A 15920-nucleotide genomic window follows, 5' to 3' on the forward strand; every position below is an offset into this window, starting at 1 on the left:
GCGGGTCAGCCCGCGACGCGGTTGCCCGCGAGGCTGGCCTGCTTGTCAGCCTTGTCAGCCTTGTCGGCCGGCTTGGCTTCGGCCTTCGGCGCTGCGCCGCCTGCCGCGCCGCCGCCCTCGGGGAACTTGCCCGCACGGGCGCCCACGAAGTCGCTCGGCTGGACCACTTCACCCGTCTTGTTGCTCCAGGCATTGCGCGTATAGGTCATGACCGCGGCCAGCTCGGTGTCCGAGAGCTGCTTCCACGACGGCATGGCAGCCTTGCCTTCCAGCATGATGTGCATCTGGCCGGCCTTGGGGCCATTGACCAGCTTGGAGCCGTCCAGCGCCGGGAAGGCGCCGCCGCCCTTGCCGTTGGGCTGGTGGCAGACCGCGCAGTTGGCGGCGTAGACCTTCTCGCCACGCACCTTCGACTCGTCCAGCGTCCAGGTCTTGTTGGGATCGTCGGCCTTGGCCGCCAGCTCCTTCTTCTTGCCGTCGACCCACTTGGTGTAGTCGGCGTCCGAGACCACGCGCACCACGATCGGCATGAAGGCGTGCTCCTTGCCGCACAGCTCGGCGCACTGGCCGCGGTACACGCCGATCTTCTCGGCCTTGAACCAGGTGTCGCGCACGAAGCCGGGGATCGCATCCTGCTTGACGCCGAAGGCCGGGATCATCCAGGCGTGGATCACGTCGTTGGCGGTGGTGACGATGCGGATCTTCTTGTTGACCGGCACGACCAGCTCGTTGTCCACCTCCATCAGGTAGGTATTCGACTTGGGCTGCTCGTTGTTGATCTGCTCGCGCGGGGTGGTCAGGGTCGACACGAAGGAGATGCCTTCGCCTTCGCCCTTCAGGTAGTCATAGCCCCACTTCCACTGGTAGCCGGTGGCCTTGATGGTGATGTCGGAGTTGGTGGTGTCCTTCATCGCCACCACGGTCTTGGTGGCCGGCAGGGCCATCGCAATCACGATGATGAACGGGACGATGGTCCAGATCACTTCGACCGTGATGCTCTCGTGGAAGGCAGCCGGCTTGGCACCCTTGGCCTTGCGGTGCTTGAAGACGGAATAAAACATCACGCTGAATACCGCGACGAAGATCACCGTGCACATGATCAACATCATCCAGTTCAGCCAGTGAATCTGTTCGGCGATCTTGGTAACCGGCTCGGTCAGGTTGAGCTGGCGCACGGCGGGGCCGCCCGGCATGTCGCTGACCGCGGACGCCGCCTGGCTGGCAAGCAGGGACGCGCCGGCCAGACAAACTGCGGATGCCTTCTTCCACATTTTCATTTGTTATCTACCCAATTTACAGATTCAAATCTGTCCCCGCCGCCGCCACCGCCGCCTCTCAGAGGCGGCGCAAGGCCGCTGCGAGCTCCTGCGCGAACTTGCGTCGCCGGTACGGGTCCACGTGACACCCCACCTGTACCTCACGCCCGCCCGAGCGCAGCGTCACCAGCGCGCGGAACGATTCACCCAGTTCGATCCGCACCCAGCGCGGATTGAATTCCTGACGCGTCACCCGTCCGGCGCTGGCTGTCTCCACGACCAGCGTGCCGTCGGTGATGCTGACGCGCTCATAGTCTGTCGCATGGCGCGCATACACCAGCAGTGCGATGCCCAGCCCGATCAGCTCGATGCTCGCGAACGGCAGTACGAGCCAGGACCCTTGCCACGCAAAAAACAACGCGATGGCAAGCGAAACCGTGAGGATCGAGAGGTAAAACCAGCCGACCTGGCGTGGACTCAGCGAGCAATTCCGCTTCATCAGCCAGTCGTGGGGCGCGGGGGGAGGTCCGTCGAGATTTCCGCCGGAGTCACCACCTGCCGTCTGGAATGCGATACCCAAGTCTTGCATCGCCAACCACTCTGCATCGGATGCACACCCGGGACGATGGCGTCCGGGCCGCACAGTGCAAGTGCAAAACCAGGACGTTCTTGTGCCAGGGGACCACTGCGACAAACTGGCGCATTATAGGGCGCTTCCCATACACGGACAAGGGCGCGCCTTGACCGGACGGCTTGCGCGCTGCTTGATTCTGTGCATAGGGAAGGGCCCCGCCATCGCCCTGCCCGCCGCGCCGGCGCTATGTTTGCGGCAATCCAGCACCGGCGCAAGTTAACTCTGTTTTAACTTGTCCGACGCGGCCTTGCACGGCCGATCTGGTCCAGCGGCACCACCGCGCGGCCCTGGTCGTCGACCGCCTGGCCGCCACGCGGGGCCAGCTTCCAGGCGTGGCCGTAGACGATCTCGAAGGTCAGCGGGATCACGCCGTCGGCGTTGCGCCGCCGCTCCAGCGCCTGCGCCAGCGCCTGGTACCAGCCGCGGCCGCGCAGGCCCTGCGGCAGCGACCCGACCGGCCCGCGCAGGCCGCCGAAGGCCTGCACCTCGCGCAGCAGCGTGGCGGGGGACTCGTAGGTCACGGTCAGCGTCTCCATGTCCATCACCGGGGTGGACCAGCCGCTGTGCACCAGCATGTCGCCGATATCGTGCATGTCGACAAAGCGCAACGTATGGGGTGCCTGGTCGACTTCGGCAAAGGCCGCGCGCAGCTCCTTCAGGGTGTCCGGGCCGAACAGCGAGAACAGCACCAGCCCTTCGTCGCGCGCCACGCGGTGCCACTCCGGGAACACGCGGTGCGGCTCCGGATGCCAGTGCAGCGCCAGGTTGGACCACAGCAGGTCGAAGCTCGCGGGCGCAAAAGGCAGTGTGGCAAGATCGCCCTGGACCAGGTCAAAGAGCGGCCGCTTGCCCAGCATGCGGCCGATCCAGCCGGGCCGGCGCTGCGGGTCGCGCTGGCCGGCCTCGGCCAGCATCGCGCCGGAGATGTCCAGTCCGGCAATCTGCGCATCCGGGAAGCGCGCGCGCAGCCCGGCCAGGCCCTGGCCGTGGCCGCAGCCGATATCCAGCGCGCGCTGCGGCGCCAGGCGGATCACTTCCATGCGCTCCTGCATGCGGCGGCCGATCTCGCCCAGCAGGAAGTCCAGCTGGCCGAAGCCCCGGCTGCGCCGGTCGAAGGCGAGCCGGGTCAGGCGCGCGGGCGGCAGGAAGGCATCGGGGGAATCAGCGGCATGCAGGGACACGGGCAGACAGGGCAGCAAGAAAACCAGGAACCGGCGCGGGGACAGATACAGGATCAGGCCCGAGCGCCGGATGAATGCGGCCGCCGCGCCCGATGGGCCGCGGCCGGACGGCAAGTATACGCGCGCGCCGCGCTGGCTGCCGGCGCCGCCGGCAAGGCGCTGGCCGGAGCCGCCGAACTGCTGCTGCCAAGCGCCTGCGCGCTGTGCGGCGCGGTGCAGCGGCAGGTGGTCTGCGCGCCCTGTGCCGCCGACTTGCTGCGCCCGGTGCGGCGCTGCCCCGCCTGCGCGCTGGCGCAGGGGCGCCACTTCCACTGCCCGGCCTGCGCGGCATCGCCCCCGGCCTACGACCAAGCCCACACGCTGGGCGACTACGCTTCGCCGCAGGACCAGCTGGTGCTGGCGCTCAAGTTCGGCCACGCCCTGCCGCTGGCGGGTTGGCTCGCGGCCAGGCTGGCCGCGGGACTGCAGGGGGCCTGGGCCCGACAGCCCGCGCCCGACCTGCTGGCGCCGATCCCGCTGTCGCCACAGCGGCTGGCCGCGCGCGGCTTCAACCAGGCCTGGGAAATCGCGCGGCCGCTGGCGCGCCACCTGGGCCTGCGCGCCGACCCGGTGCTGCTGCAGCGCCAGCGCGACACCGGCAGCCAGCGTGCGCTGGACCTGGCCGCCCGTCAGGTGAACCTGCGCGGCGCCTTCAGGCTGGCGCGCGCCGCGCGGCTGGACGGCATGCACGTGGCGCTGGTAGACGATGTGATGACCTCCGGCGCCACCCTGCACGAGGCCGCCGGCGTGCTCAAGGCGCATGGCGCGGCCCGCGTCAGCGTGATCGTCGCGCTGCGCACGCCGTAGCTTTGGATGACAGTGGCCGGTGCGCGCGGTAAGCTGCGCACCGTTCTGACGAAGGGCGCAGTGCGCCCGCCATCCCCCGCATCATGTTCAACGTCGTCCTGGTCGAACCGGAAATCCCGCCCAATACCGGCAATGTGATCCGCCTGTGCGCCAACACCGGAGCGCAGCTGCACCTGGTCAAACCCCTGGGTTTTCCGCTGGAAGACGCGCGCATGCGCCGCGCGGGACTGGATTACCACGAGTACGCCACCATGCGCGTGCATGAAAGCTGGGACGCGCTGATGGCCAGCGAGCAGCCCGACCCGGCGCGCATGTTCGCGCTGACCACGCGCGGCTCGACACCGTTCGGCGAGGTGGCGTTCCGCCCCGGGGACTGGTTCGTGTTCGGTTCCGAAACATGCGGGCTATCGCCGGAGCGGCGCGACTGGTTCCCGCCCGCGCAGCGCATCCGGCTGCCGATGCGGCCCGACAACCGCAGCCTGAACCTGTCGAACACGGTCGCCGTGGTGGTGTTCGAGGCGTGGCGCCAGAACGGGTTCGAAGGCGGCAGCTGAGCCGCCCGGCCAGCGCCTACTCCGGCTGCACGCCGGCGGCGCGGATCACCTTGTCCCAGCGCGCCTTCTCGCTCACCATGGTCTGGCGCAGCGAGGCCGGCGCGGTGCCGGCCGGCACGAAATACTGCGCGCGCATCTTGTCGCGCACGTCGGCGCTGCCGATGATCGCCACCAGCTCGCGGTAGAGCCGGTCGATCACAGCCTGCGGCGTGCCCGCCGGCGCCAGCACCGCCTGCCAGGAAATCGCCTCGAAGCCCGGGTAGCCGGATTCCGCCACTGTCGGCACCGACGGCAACACCGCCGTGCGCCCCGTCGTGGTCACGGCCAGCACGCGCAGCTTGCCCGCGTTGACCTGCGGCATCGCGATCGCCGGCACCATGAAACCCGCCTGCACCTGCCCGCCCACCATCGCCGTGGTGATCTGCGGGAAGCCGGGGTATGGCACGTGCTGCAGGTCGATGCCCGCCATCGCCTTGAGTTGCTCCATCGCCAGGTGCGAGGCACTGCCGTTGCCGGGCGAGCCATAGTTCAACTCACCCGGCTTGGCCCGTGCCAGCGCGACGAACTCGCGCAGGTTGTGCACCGGCAGGCGTGCATCCACCACCAGCACGTTGGGCGAGGTCGCCACCAGCGTGACCGGCGCCAGCTGGCGGAACGGGTCGTAGTTCAGGTTGCGCGACAGCGTCGGCGCGGTCACCAGCGGGCCGTTGATGGTGAACAGCAGGGTGTAGCCATCCGGAGCGGCGCGCGCCACCATGCCGGTGCCGATATTGCCGCCGGCGCCGGGACGGTTTTCCACCACCACCGGCTGGCCCAGCGCGGCGGCCAGCTTTTCGGTCACGATGCGCGCGATCAGGTCGGGCGATGAGCCCGGCGGGAACGGCACCACCATGCGGATCGGCCGCGCGGGCCAGGGTTGGGCGAAGACGCCGCCGGAAGTCCCGGCGGCGCAGGCGGCAGCCAGCGCGATCAGCGCTTGTCGTCGTGTGGGCATGCGGTGCGGAGGATCAGAACTTGGATACGCGAGTCATCATTCGTCGCGCGCGTCGCGCTGCAGGAGCTGCGCCACCGCATCGGCGGCGCTCAGCCCGTCGAACAGCACCGCGCAGACCGCGCGGGCGATCGGCATCTCGACACCGTTAGCCGAGGCTAGCTCTGCCACAGCCTGGGCGCAGCGCACGCCCTCGGCGACGTGGCCCAGACCGGCCAGGATCTGCTCCAGGCTCTGCCCCGCCGCCAGCTGCTGGCCGACCTTGCGGTTGCGCGACAGGTCGCCGGTGGCGGTCAGGATCAGGTCGCCCACGCCGGCCAGGCCCATGAAGGTCTCGACCCGGCCGCCCAGCGCCAGCCCCAGGCGCGTCATCTCGGCCAGCCCGCGCGTCACCAGCGCGGCGCGCGCGTTCAGGCCCAGGCCCAGCCCGTCGCTGGCGCCGGTGGCAATGGCCAGCACGTTCTTGACCGCACCGCCGACTTCCACGCCGATCAGGTCGTCGCTGCCGTAGATGCGCATCGCATGATGGTGGAAGGCCGCCTGCGCGCGTTCGGCCAGCGACGGCTCGTTGCCTGCCACGGTCAGCGCGCACGGCAGCCCCAGCGCCACCTCGCGCGCGAAGCTGGGGCCGGTCAGCACGCCGTAGGCAAAGCCCTCGGTACGCCCGGCGGCGTCGAGTTCGGCCCGCACCATCTGGTGCGGCAGCAGGTGGGTGCCGGACTCGAAGCCCTTGCACAGCCACAGCATCGACACCGGCCTGGCGCCGCGCGCGGCCAGCCGGCGCGTCATCTCGCGCAGGCCCGCCACCGGCGTGGCCACCACCACGATGCCGTCGGCATCGTCGGCGGCATGCGCCACGGCCTGCTCGAAGTCTGCCTGCACCGCCAGCCTCTCGGACAGCGTCACGCCGGGCAGGTAGGCGGCGTTCTCACGCGTGGCCGCGATGGCCGCGAGTTGCGCGGGGTCGCGCCCCCACAGCACCACGTCATTGGCGGCCGCGGCATGGCTGGCGAGGGCGGTGCCCCAGGCACCGGCACCGAGGAAGGTCAGTTTCATGGCAGCTTGATCCGAGGATGGACGCAGTCGATGGTAGCCCAAAGGCAAAACGGGGCCGCAGCCCCGTTTCGATGATGGCTCAGGACGCCGGAATCAGTGGCGGGCCTGGCTGCCGTCGGGCATCACGATGCCGCTGTTGCCGCCTTCGGCACCCTGGGCTTCTTCCATGGCGGCCTGCAGGCGTTGCTCATACAGCGCCTGGAAGTTGATTTCCGACAGGTGGATGGCCTGGAAGCCGGCGCGGGTGATCACGTCAGCGATATTGCCGCGCAGGTACGGGTACAGGATGGTCGGGCAGGCGATGCCCAGCAGCGGGTCCAGCTGCTCCACCGGCACGTTGCGGATATCGAAGATGCCGGCCTGGTGCGCTTCCACCAGGAAGGCAACCTTGTCCTGCACCTTGGTCGTCACGGTGCCCGTCACCACCACCTCGAAGATCCCTTCCTGCAGCTGCGAAGCGCCGACGTTGACCTGCACTTCCACCGACGGGGCTTCCGATTCCAGGAAGATGCCGGGCGAATTGGGCTGCTCCAGCGACATGTCTTTCAGGTAGACGCGCTGGATGTTGAAGAAGGGTTGATCGTCCTGCTGGGTGTTTTGCTGGTCGCTCATGAAAGGCTTCCGGGAGGATGGGCTGGTGTGCATCGGGCGCGGCGGCCGCAATCCTTGCATCGTGCAAGGCTGGCCGGTGCCCGCTTGAAAAACGCATATGGTACATGACGCGGGTGGCGAATTCACCCGCGCCGGGGGTAAGCCGGAACCAGCGCGGCGCGGAATCAGACGATTCCGCGCCAGCGCCGGCGCAACCGGCTCAGGCGGCCAGCAGCGGCACCAGGCCGCCCTGGCGGTCCAGCGCCGAGAGGTCGTCGAAGCCACCCACGTGGGTCTCGTCGATGTAGATCTGCGGCACGGTGCGGCGACCGGTACGGGCCATCATCTCTTCACGCTTGCCGGGTTCGCGGTCGATCAGGACCTTCTCGATCGTTTCCACGCCCCTGGACTTGAGCAGGCGTTCAGCCATCAGGCAATACGGGCACACCACGGTGCTGTACATGACGACACGGGCCATGCGGGTTCTCCTTGAATGCAATGCGCGCGCGGCCCGGCCTGGCCGGGGGCGCGCCTTGTGACGGATACGGCGGTGCTGCCCGGGATTACTTCACCAGCGGCAGGCCTGCCTGCTGCCAGGCGGCGATGCCGCCCTCGAGCGCGTAGATCTCACTGTAACCGGCTTCCTTCAACGCTGCCTGGGCCTTGCCCGAGCGCTGGCCGGTCTGGCACACGACGATGATGGGGGCAGCCTTGTCCTTTGCAAGGCCGGCCGCGCGCGAGGGCAGGTCGGCCAGCGGAGCGCTCTTGGCTTGCGGCAGGTGACCCTTGGCATACTCGGCGGGCTCGCGGATGTCGACCACGACCGCGCCGCGCTTGTTGATCAGCTGGGTCGCGGTGGCCGTATTGACGGTCTTGCCGCGGGTGCTGCGCGAGATCGCGGGCCAGGCCAGCAGGCCGCCCGAGACCACGGCAAGGGCGATCAGAGCGAGGTTGTTGTAGTCGGCGAAGAAATTCACGTTGGCATTCCGGTAGGTTGGGTCGGCGGCATTATAAAATACGCGGTTTGGCGTCCAGGCCCTGCCGTCGCATGGCCATCCGCCATTGTCGCCTGTCTGAGACATGGGATGTCCACAAGGAACCCATCAGCCCTTCCAGGTGACGGCGCGGACGCATGCAGGTTACCTACTCTCTGGAAGCAGCAGCATGTACAAGCTCGTCCTCATCCGCCACGGCGAATCCACGTGGAACCTTGAAAACCGCTTTACCGGCTGGGTCGACGTCGACCTGACCGAAACCGGTGCCGACCAGGCGCGCCAGGCCGGCAAGCTGCTCAAGGATGCCGGCCTGGGCTTTGACGTGGCCTATACCTCGGTGCTCAAGCGTGCCATCCGCACGCTGTGGCATGTGCAGGATGAAATGGACCTGATGTGGATCCCGGTGCGCAACGAATGGCGCCTGAACGAGCGCCACTACGGCGCGCTGGCCGGCCTGAACAAGGCAGAAACGGCCGCCAAGTTCGGCGACGAGCAGGTGCTGGTGTGGCGCCGCAGCTATGACACGCCGCCGCCCGCGCTGGAGCCCACCGATCCGCGTGCCTCGTACGACGATCCGCGCTACGCCAATGTGCCGCGCAATGAAATCCCGCTGACCGAATGCCTGAAGGACACCGTGGCCCGCGTGATGCCGCTGTGGAACGAATCCATTGCCCCCGACATCCAATCGGGCAAGCGCGTGGTCATTGCCGCCCATGGCAACAGCATCCGCGCGCTGGTGAAATACCTGGACCAGATCTCGGATGACGATATCGTCGGACTCAATATCCCCAACGGCACCCCGCTCGTCTATGAGCTGGACGCCGACCTGCGCCCCCTGCGCCACTACTACCTGGGTGACCAGGACGCCATCGCCGCCTCGCTGGCGGCCGTGGCCAGCCAGGGCAAGGCACGCTGAAGCCCGCCCGGGCGGCCGCGCGCGGATGTGCGGCCGCCCACCCTGAGCCGGGACGGGACAGGCCCTTTTCACCACTCGCACTTATACTGTCCGACAAACCGCCCGGCGCCGGGCGGCCGCAGCCGGCATAATCCCCATACCGTACACCAGTACTTCGAGTACACGTTCAGGCAGCCCTCATGCGCAAGACCCTCAAGAACATCAGCCTGGTTTCTGTCGGCCTCGTCGCCGGCGTGCTCGCCACGCTGCAGATTTCGGCGACCGCCCAGAATTCATCGGGGCCCTTGCCGCTTGACCAGCTGCGGCTGATGGCCGATATCTTCGGGCAGATCAAGCGCGAGTACGTGGAGCCGGTCGATGACAAGAAGCTGCTGACCGAAGCCATCAAGGGCATGGTCGCCAGCCTCGACCCGCATTCGTCCTATCTCGACGAGAAAGACTTCAAGGAACTGCAAGAAGGCACGCGCGGACGCTTCGCCGGCCTGGGCATCGAGATCTCGCAGGAAGAAGGCCTGGTCAAGGTGATCAACCCGATCGAGGACACCCCTGCCTTCCGCGCCGGCATCCAGCCGGGCGACCTGATCACCCGCATCGACGACAAGCCCGTGCGCGGCCTGCCGCTGGAGCAGGCGGTCAAGCGCATGCGCGGCGAGCCCGGCACCAAGGTCACGCTGACCATCTACCGCAAGAGCGAGGAACGCACCTTCCCGGTCTCGATCACGCGCGCCGAGATCCGCGTGCAGTCGGTCAAGGCCAAGATGCTGGACAACAATATCGGCTGGATCCGCCTGACCAGCTTCCAGGAACGCACCATCGCCGACCTGTCCCGCAAGCTGGCCGAACTGGCGCAGAAGAACCCCAACATGAAGGGCCTGGTGCTGGACCTGCGCAACAACGGCGGCGGCGTGCTGCAGGGCGCGGTCGGCGTGGCCGCGGCCTTCCTGCCGGAAGACGCCACGGTGGTGTCCACCAACGGCCAGGTGCCCGATGCCAAGCGCGTGTACAAGGCGACGTACAACAACTACCGCCTGTCGTCGCTCGAAGACGATCCGCTCAAGGACCTGCCCGCGCTCTACAAGAAGATCCCGATGGTGGTGCTGACCAACGCCTACTCGGCCTCGGCCTCCGAGATCGTGGCGGGCGCGCTGCAGGATCATCACCGCGCGCAGATCATGGGCAAGACCACCTTCGGCAAGGGCTCGGTGCAGACCGTGCGCCCGCTGACCAACGACACCGGCATCAAGCTGACCATCGCGTACTACTACACGCCGAGCGGCAAGTCGATCCAGGCCAAGGGCATCCGTCCGGACATCCCGGTCGACCAGAACCCCGAAGGCGATCCGGACGACGCGCTGATCACGCGCGAAATCGACACCGAGCGCCACCTGCACAACAAGCAGGAATCGGAACAGCCGGAAATGACCGAGCGCGAGCAGCGCCGCGTGGACGAGCTGCGCCGCCTGGAAGAAGAGAACGCGAAGAAGACGCCGGAAGAGCGCGAGAAGGACCGCCGCAAGAAGCCGGTTGAATTCGGTACGGCCGACGACTTCATGCTGCAGCAGGCCATCGCCCAGCTCAACGGCCAGCCGGTCAAGCGCTCCAAGTCGAAGCTGGAAACCAATCCGCCGGCCGACAACGGCAAGGCGGCCAAGCCCTCGGGCAAGAGCGGCGCCAAGGGCGCCAGCGCACCGGCAGCCAAGCCGGCGGCGCCGGCCCCCGGCAAGCAGCCGCCGGCCAGCGCTCCGATCGGCGAGCCGCTGGGCACGCCGACGGGCAAGGCACCCTGAGAGCCTGGGGCTTTATTCAGGCTGCCGGTTTGCTCCCCTCTCCCCATGAGGGGAGACGGAGAACACCTTGCTTGGGCTAGCTCGGGCGGCTTTGGAGCACCCAAAACCGCCCTCCCCTTCAGCACTCGAGGGATTACCTCATGAGCGACGACGGCCTCAACGACGAACAACTGCTGCGCTACTCGCGCCACATCCTGCTGGACGAGCTCGGCATCGAGGGCCAGCGGCGCCTGCTTGCCGGCCATGCGCTGGTGATCGGTGCCGGCGGCCTGGGCGCGGCCGCGCTGCCCTTCCTGGCCTCGGCCGGGGTGGGCCGCATCACGGTGGTCGACGACGATGAAGTCGACCTGACCAACCTGCAGCGCCAGATCATCCACACCACCGCCAACGTGGGCCGGCCCAAGGTGGATTCGGCGCGCGAAGGCATGCTGCGCATCAACCCGGGGCTGGAGATCGTGACGGTGCCCGCGCGCGTGGGCGATGCAGAGCTTGCCCAGCTCGTCGCCAGCGCCGACGTGGTGCTCGATTGCTGCGACAACTTCGCTACGCGCCAGGCAGTCAACCGCGCCTGCGTGCGCCACAAGGTGCCGCTGGTGTCAGGCGCGGCGCTGCGCTTCGATGGCCAGATCAGCGTGTTCGACCGGCGCCAGCCCGACGCGCCCTGCTACGCCTGCCTGTTCCCGCCGGCCGAACCCGCGCCGGAAGTGGCCTGCGCCACCATGGGCGTGTTCGCGCCGCTGGTCGGCATGGTCGGCACCGTGCAGGCGGCCGAGGCGCTCAAGCTGCTCGCGGGTGTCGGCGAGAGCCTGGCGGGCCGGCTGCTGATGGTCAATGCGCTGTCGATGGAATGGACCACGATGCGGCTGGCACGCACGCCGGATTGCCCGGTCTGCGCCGGGCACTGAATCGGCAGACTAGCCCCGCTGCGCCGTGTGCGCCCGCAGCCAGTCGGTGACTGCGGCGCGGTCACCGCGAAAGACGATGCGCGCCTCGCGCTGTTCGCGCTGGAAGGCGTACATCGGATCGTAGTACTCGCGCAGCAGCACTTCGATCCAGCCGCGGTGCAGATCCACTTCGCCCCGCTCCGCCTGCTGCGCCAGCGCCTGGTCCAGCAACGCCGACAGCTTGCCGTAGCGGGCACCGCCCAGCCGCGGCGAGATCCCGGCCATGGCCTCGCGCAGGCGCGTGGCGTAGGCTTCGAAGCCTTCCGTGCTGCCCTTCTCGGCAATGAACTCCGCCGCCAGCCCCTGCACATAGTCGCGCAGCACGCGCTCCACGCGTTCGTCGAACGACGCTTCCAGCCACACCAGCGGGCTGGCCTGCATGCGCTGCGTCAGCACCTGCGGCACGTCGCGGCTGCCGATAAAGCGGCCCTCGTCCTCCACCAGCAGCGCGCGCCAGCCTGCGTCAATATGCCGCAGCACGTCGATGGCCAGCGCGTTCTCGAAATCGATCTGCGGCGGCTGCGCCAGCGCGCGCCGGCCGAAGGCCGAGCCGCGGTGCCGCGCATGGCCTTCGAGGTCGATCGCGGCGGGCACGTCGGCCAGCACATCGGTCTTGCCGCTGCCGGTCAGGCCGCCCAGCACAAACCATTGCTGCTCGGCCGCCGCGGCATCGGTGGTCTCGATCAGGAAGCCGCGCATGGCCTTGTAGCCGCCGGTCACGCGGGGGTAATCGACACCGGCCGCATGCAGCCATTGCTGCACCAGCTGCGAGCGCAGCCCGCCGCGGAAGCAATACAGGTAGCCGTCCGGATGCGCGCGCGCAAACTCCGCCCAGGCTGCGATCCGCGCGGCCTTGCGCAGCCCGGACACCAGCTGGTGGCCAAGTTCGATTGCCGCCTGCTGGCCCTTCTGCGCATAGCACAGGCCCACCTCGTGGCGCTCGGCATCATCCATCAGCGGCAGGTTGACCGCGCCGGGGAAGGCCCCGCGCGCGAATTCCAGCGGCGCGCGCACGTCAAGCATGGCCACGCCGCTGAGGAACAGGGTGCGGAAGTCCGCGGTGTCAGGGCGCATCATTAATCGTAGGGTGAGATTTGCGCGGCGCCGTGGCGGGACAGGAGCCTTTGCCCGCCAGGGACGCCTGGATAAAGAACAGGAATCGGAATGAGAAGAGTTACTGCCTGCAGGCGAGCAACAAGGCGGAGCCGAACGGCGCCGCGCGCTGGGGCGGCCGCTCATCGAGAGCGGCCACGCCGGAAACCGGCTTATTGCTCGCCCGGCTCCATCTGCGACTGCAGGTAATTCTGCAGCCCGACCTTGTCGATCAGGTCCAGCTGCGTTTCCAGGTATTCGATATGTTCCTCGGTATCGGTGAGGATATCGACCAGGATTTCGCGGCTGACGTAATCGCCTACGGATTCGCAGTAGGCGATGCCTTCCTTGACGGTGGCGTGCGCGGTCTGCTCCAGCTTCAGGTCGCACTTGAGCATCTCGGGCGTGTCTTCGCCGAGCAGCAGCTTGTGCAGATCCTGCAGGTTGGGCAGGCCGTCCAGCATCAGGATGCGCTCGATCAGGCGGTCGGCGTGCTTCATTTCGCCGATCGATTCCTTGTACTCCACGTCGCCGAGCTTCTTCAGGCCCCAGTGGCGATACATGCGGGCGTGCAGGAAATACTGGTTGATCGCGGTCAGCTCGTTCTTGAGCTGGGCGTTCAGATGCTGGATGACCTTCTTGTCACCTTTCATTGGCGGCTCCTGTTGCACCGGGCCCGCGCAAAAACACGAAACGGCGCCAATGGCGCCGTGCAGTCAGTGAAAAAGGAAAAAGCGCAAAAGCGCGCCGTGAACTGGTCTTCAGTTCATGGGCGCGTTCAGGCCACCAGCGCCTTGCGCTGGTCGTTCGCGACTGCCGGGTCCCGAGTGTCCATTATGGTACATGGGCCCGACGCGGAACAGGAAGAAATCTCCACAACCTGGATGTTGGCGAGGGTCGCAACGGTGACATTGCGCACCGCCGCCACGCCTTCCTGCAACACCTGGTGCGCGCACTCGCGGCAGCGGCCGCAGCAGGTGCCGACGCCAAGCGTTTCGGCCAGTTCGTCGAGGGTTTCGATGCCCAGGTGCGCAGCACCGTGAATCTCACGATCGGTGATCTGGTTGCAGATGCAGACGTACACAAGTCCCTCCGTTGGGGCGCGTGGCACCGGCATGCCACTGCGAATGAACGTCAGAATATCAGAGATCAATAATGATAACAATTCCCATTAAGCCACATTGGGAGAGGTCGGGTAGGCGCCACAAGATGCAAAGGGAAGGCGGCTGAGGCGGCACTTTCCGGCTTGCAGAAGTGCTGCACCAGCCGCTTTTTCGCATCAGAAAACCCTGATGGCCTCAGGGTCGTGCCAGCTGCCGCAGGGCGGCCGCCTGCTCCTCGGGATCGAAGGCCTGCAGGACCTGGTCGACCAGCGGCTCGAGCCGTTCGCAGTGGGCATGCAGGATCTCCTGCTTGACCCGCAGCAGCTGCGCCGGGTGCATCGAGAACTCGCGCAGCCCCATGCCCAGCAGCAGCCGGGTCATGGACGGGTCGCCCGCCATTTCGCCGCACACGGCCACCGGCACGCCGGCGCGGTTGGCCTCGCGGATGGTGCGCGCCACCAGCTGCAGCACCGCCGGGTGCAGCGGGTCGAACAGGTGCGCCACCGCGTTGTCGGCGCGATCGATGGCCAGCGTGTACTGGATCAGGTCGTTGGTGCCGATGGACAGGAAGTCCATCTTGCGCAGGAACAGCGGCAGCAGCAGCACCGCCGCCGGGATCTCGATCATGGCGCCGACCTTCATGCCCGGGTCATAGGCCTCGCCGCGCTCGTCGAGCTGGCGCTTGGCCTTGGCGATCAGCGCCAGGGTCTGGTCGATCTCGCTGGCATGCGCCAGCATCGGCACCAGCAGCCGCACCGGGCCGAAGGCCGAAGCCCGCAGCAGCGCGCGCAGCTGGGTCAGGAACATGCCCGGCTCGGACAGCGACCAGCGGATCGCGCGCAGGCCCAGCGCCGGGTTCAGCGCGGTCTCGAATTCATCGCCGCGGGCATCGAGCGGCTTGTCGGCGCCGATGTCGATGGTGCGGATAGTCACCGGCAGCCCGTGCATGGCATCGACCGCGCCGCGGTAGGCCTGGAACTGCTCGTCCTCGCCCGGCAACTCGTCGCGCCGGTTCATGAACAGGAATTCGGAACGGAACAGGCCCACGCCGACCGCGCCGGCCGCCAGCGCCGCGCCGGCGTCCTCGGCCATCTCGATATTGGCCAGCAGGTCGATTTCCAGCCCGTCCAGCGTCACCGCCGGGGTATGCCGCAGCCGCTGCAGGCGCTTCTTTTCCAGCGCGCGCTCGCTCTGCCGGTGGCGGTACTCTTCCAGGATGATGGCGGTCGGGTCGACGATCACCAGCCCGGCATCGCCGTCGATGATGATCCAGTCGTCCTGGCGGATCAGCTCGCTCGCGCTCTGCACCCCGACCGCGGCCGGGATGTCCAGGCTGCGCGCGACGATGGCGGTATGCGAGGTGCGTCCGCCCATGTCGGTGACGAAGCCGTGGAAGATGGTATGGCGGAACTGCAGCATGTCGGCCGGGGCGATATCGTGGGCCACCACGATCACCCCGGTCGCGGCCTCGCCGTCGGCGGCCAGCGCCGGCACCGGCGCGGGCACCAGCACCGGAGCCCCGGCGAGCGCCTTCAGGATGCGCTCGACCACCTGCCGGATATCGGTCTTGCGCTCGCGCAGGTATTCATCCTCGATCTCGTCGAACTGGCGCATCAGCTCTTCGAGGCGCGTGGTAAGTGCCCACTCTGCGTTGTAGCGGCGGCCCCGGATCAGGGCCTCGGGCTCGCGCGCCAGCGCCTCGTCGTCGAGGATCATCGCGTGCACGTCCAGGAATGCGCCCAGCTCCTCGGGCGCATCGCGCGGCAGGTCGCGCTTGAGCGCGGCCAGCTCCGCCCGCACCGCGGCGCGCGCTGCACGCAGCCGTTCGACCTCGGCGTCGAGCTGGTCTTCATCGACCAGGTAGTGCGACACGTCCAGCGCCGCGGGCGCAAGCAGGTGCGCGCGCCCGATGGCGACGCCGCGCGAGACCGGGATGCCGTGCAGGGCGAAAGGCATGTACCGCTCCGTCAGGAA

The 15920-nt window shown here is 67.9% G+C and carries 17 protein-coding genes; 5 read left to right on the top strand and 12 right to left on the bottom strand.

Annotated elements, in window-relative coordinates:
* Positions 1 to 5 precede the first annotated feature (5 nt).
* The 3 genes from coxB to C265_RS26420 all read right to left on the bottom strand — a co-directional run bounded on the left by coxB (position 6) and on the right by C265_RS26420 (position 3071).
* Positions 6 to 1277, bottom strand: coding sequence for a cytochrome c oxidase subunit II (gene coxB / locus C265_RS26410; RefSeq protein WP_010814821.1), 1272 nt, complete (start codon positions 1275 to 1277; stop codon positions 6 to 8).
* A gap of 58 nt (positions 1278 to 1335) precedes the next feature.
* Positions 1336 to 1845, bottom strand: coding sequence for a DUF2244 domain-containing protein (locus tag C265_RS26415; protein WP_011614466.1), 510 nt, complete (start codon positions 1843 to 1845; stop codon positions 1336 to 1338).
* Between the two features lie 272 nt (positions 1846 to 2117).
* The gene (locus C265_RS26420; protein ID WP_210401234.1) at positions 2118 to 3071 is read right to left on the bottom strand and encodes a methyltransferase domain-containing protein; all 954 of its coding nucleotides are present in this window, start codon (positions 3069 to 3071) and stop codon (positions 2118 to 2120) included.
* On the opposite strand from C265_RS26420, the gene C265_RS26425 reads away from it, so the two are divergent.
* Positions 3060 to 3917: a ComF family protein gene (locus C265_RS26425; protein ID WP_011614464.1), complete on the top strand. Its 858-nt coding sequence runs from the start codon at positions 3060 to 3062 to the stop codon at positions 3915 to 3917. The two genes, C265_RS26420 and C265_RS26425, sit on opposite strands and share 12 nt — an antisense overlap.
* Before the next feature lie 83 nt (positions 3918 to 4000).
* Positions 4001 to 4471: a tRNA (cytidine(34)-2'-O)-methyltransferase gene (locus C265_RS26430; RefSeq protein ID WP_010814825.1), complete on the top strand. Its 471-nt coding sequence runs from the start codon at positions 4001 to 4003 to the stop codon at positions 4469 to 4471.
* A 16-nt stretch (positions 4472 to 4487) separates the two neighbouring features.
* Here the strand turns inward: C265_RS26430 and C265_RS26435 are convergent, their stop codons facing one another.
* The 5 genes from C265_RS26435 to C265_RS26455 form a co-directional block, all read right to left on the bottom strand.
* Positions 4488 to 5465 carry a tripartite tricarboxylate transporter substrate binding protein gene (locus C265_RS26435; protein WP_010814826.1) on the bottom strand — a complete coding sequence of 326 codons (978 nt, stop codon included), beginning with the start codon at positions 5463 to 5465 and terminating at the stop codon, positions 4488 to 4490.
* Between the two features lie 36 nt (positions 5466 to 5501).
* Entirely contained in the window at positions 5502 to 6518 is a 1017-nt protein-coding gene (locus C265_RS26440; RefSeq protein ID WP_010814827.1) for an NAD(P)H-dependent glycerol-3-phosphate dehydrogenase, read from the bottom strand.
* A 93-nt stretch (positions 6519 to 6611) separates the two neighbouring features.
* Positions 6612 to 7130: a protein-export chaperone SecB gene (gene secB, locus C265_RS26445; RefSeq protein ID WP_010814828.1), complete on the bottom strand. Its 519-nt coding sequence runs from the start codon at positions 7128 to 7130 to the stop codon at positions 6612 to 6614.
* 199 nt (positions 7131 to 7329) lie between these two features.
* A complete protein-coding gene (gene grxC / locus C265_RS26450; RefSeq protein ID WP_010814829.1) occupies positions 7330 to 7587 on the bottom strand; it encodes a glutaredoxin 3 in 258 nt (85 codons plus the stop codon).
* Between the two features lie 85 nt (positions 7588 to 7672).
* On the bottom strand, positions 7673 to 8086 hold the full coding sequence (locus C265_RS26455; protein WP_010814830.1) for a rhodanese-like domain-containing protein: 414 nt from the start codon (positions 8084 to 8086) through the stop codon (positions 7673 to 7675).
* Between the two features lie 187 nt (positions 8087 to 8273).
* Here C265_RS26455 and gpmA point away from each other — a divergent pair, with 187 nt between their 5' ends.
* The 3 genes from gpmA to C265_RS26470 all read left to right on the top strand — a co-directional run bounded on the left by gpmA (position 8274) and on the right by C265_RS26470 (position 11712).
* Complete coding sequence (gene gpmA, locus C265_RS26460) at positions 8274 to 9020, top strand: 2,3-diphosphoglycerate-dependent phosphoglycerate mutase (protein WP_010814831.1); 747 nt, start codon at positions 8274 to 8276, stop codon at positions 9018 to 9020.
* Between the two features lie 179 nt (positions 9021 to 9199).
* On the top strand, positions 9200 to 10807 hold the full coding sequence (locus tag C265_RS26465; protein WP_010814832.1) for a S41 family peptidase: 1608 nt from the start codon (positions 9200 to 9202) through the stop codon (positions 10805 to 10807).
* A 140-nt stretch (positions 10808 to 10947) separates the two neighbouring features.
* Positions 10948 to 11712, top strand: a complete 765-nt coding sequence (locus tag C265_RS26470; RefSeq protein WP_010814833.1) for a molybdopterin-synthase adenylyltransferase MoeB — start codon at positions 10948 to 10950, stop codon at positions 11710 to 11712.
* Between the two features lie 9 nt (positions 11713 to 11721).
* Here C265_RS26470 and mnmH read toward each other — a convergent pair whose 3' ends face one another.
* The 4 genes from mnmH to ptsP all read right to left on the bottom strand — a co-directional run bounded on the left by mnmH (position 11722) and on the right by ptsP (position 15902).
* Complete coding sequence (gene mnmH / locus C265_RS26475; RefSeq protein WP_010814834.1) at positions 11722 to 12825, bottom strand: tRNA 2-selenouridine(34) synthase MnmH; 1104 nt, start codon at positions 12823 to 12825, stop codon at positions 11722 to 11724.
* A gap of 191 nt (positions 12826 to 13016) precedes the next feature.
* The gene (bfr, locus tag C265_RS26480) at positions 13017 to 13496 is read right to left on the bottom strand and encodes a bacterioferritin (protein ID WP_010814835.1); all 480 of its coding nucleotides are present in this window, start codon (positions 13494 to 13496) and stop codon (positions 13017 to 13019) included.
* Positions 13497 to 13621: 125 nt separating this feature from the next.
* Entirely contained in the window at positions 13622 to 13927 is a 306-nt protein-coding gene (locus tag C265_RS26485; protein ID WP_010814836.1) for a (2Fe-2S)-binding protein, read from the bottom strand.
* A 214-nt stretch (positions 13928 to 14141) separates the two neighbouring features.
* Positions 14142 to 15902, bottom strand: a complete 1761-nt coding sequence (gene ptsP / locus C265_RS26490; RefSeq protein ID WP_010814837.1) for a phosphoenolpyruvate--protein phosphotransferase — start codon at positions 15900 to 15902, stop codon at positions 14142 to 14144.
* Positions 15903 to 15920: the final 18 nt, after the last annotated feature.

It is taken from the genome of Cupriavidus sp. GA3-3 (assembly GCF_000389805.1).
Classification (GTDB): domain Bacteria; phylum Pseudomonadota; class Gammaproteobacteria; order Burkholderiales; family Burkholderiaceae; genus Cupriavidus; species Cupriavidus necator_D.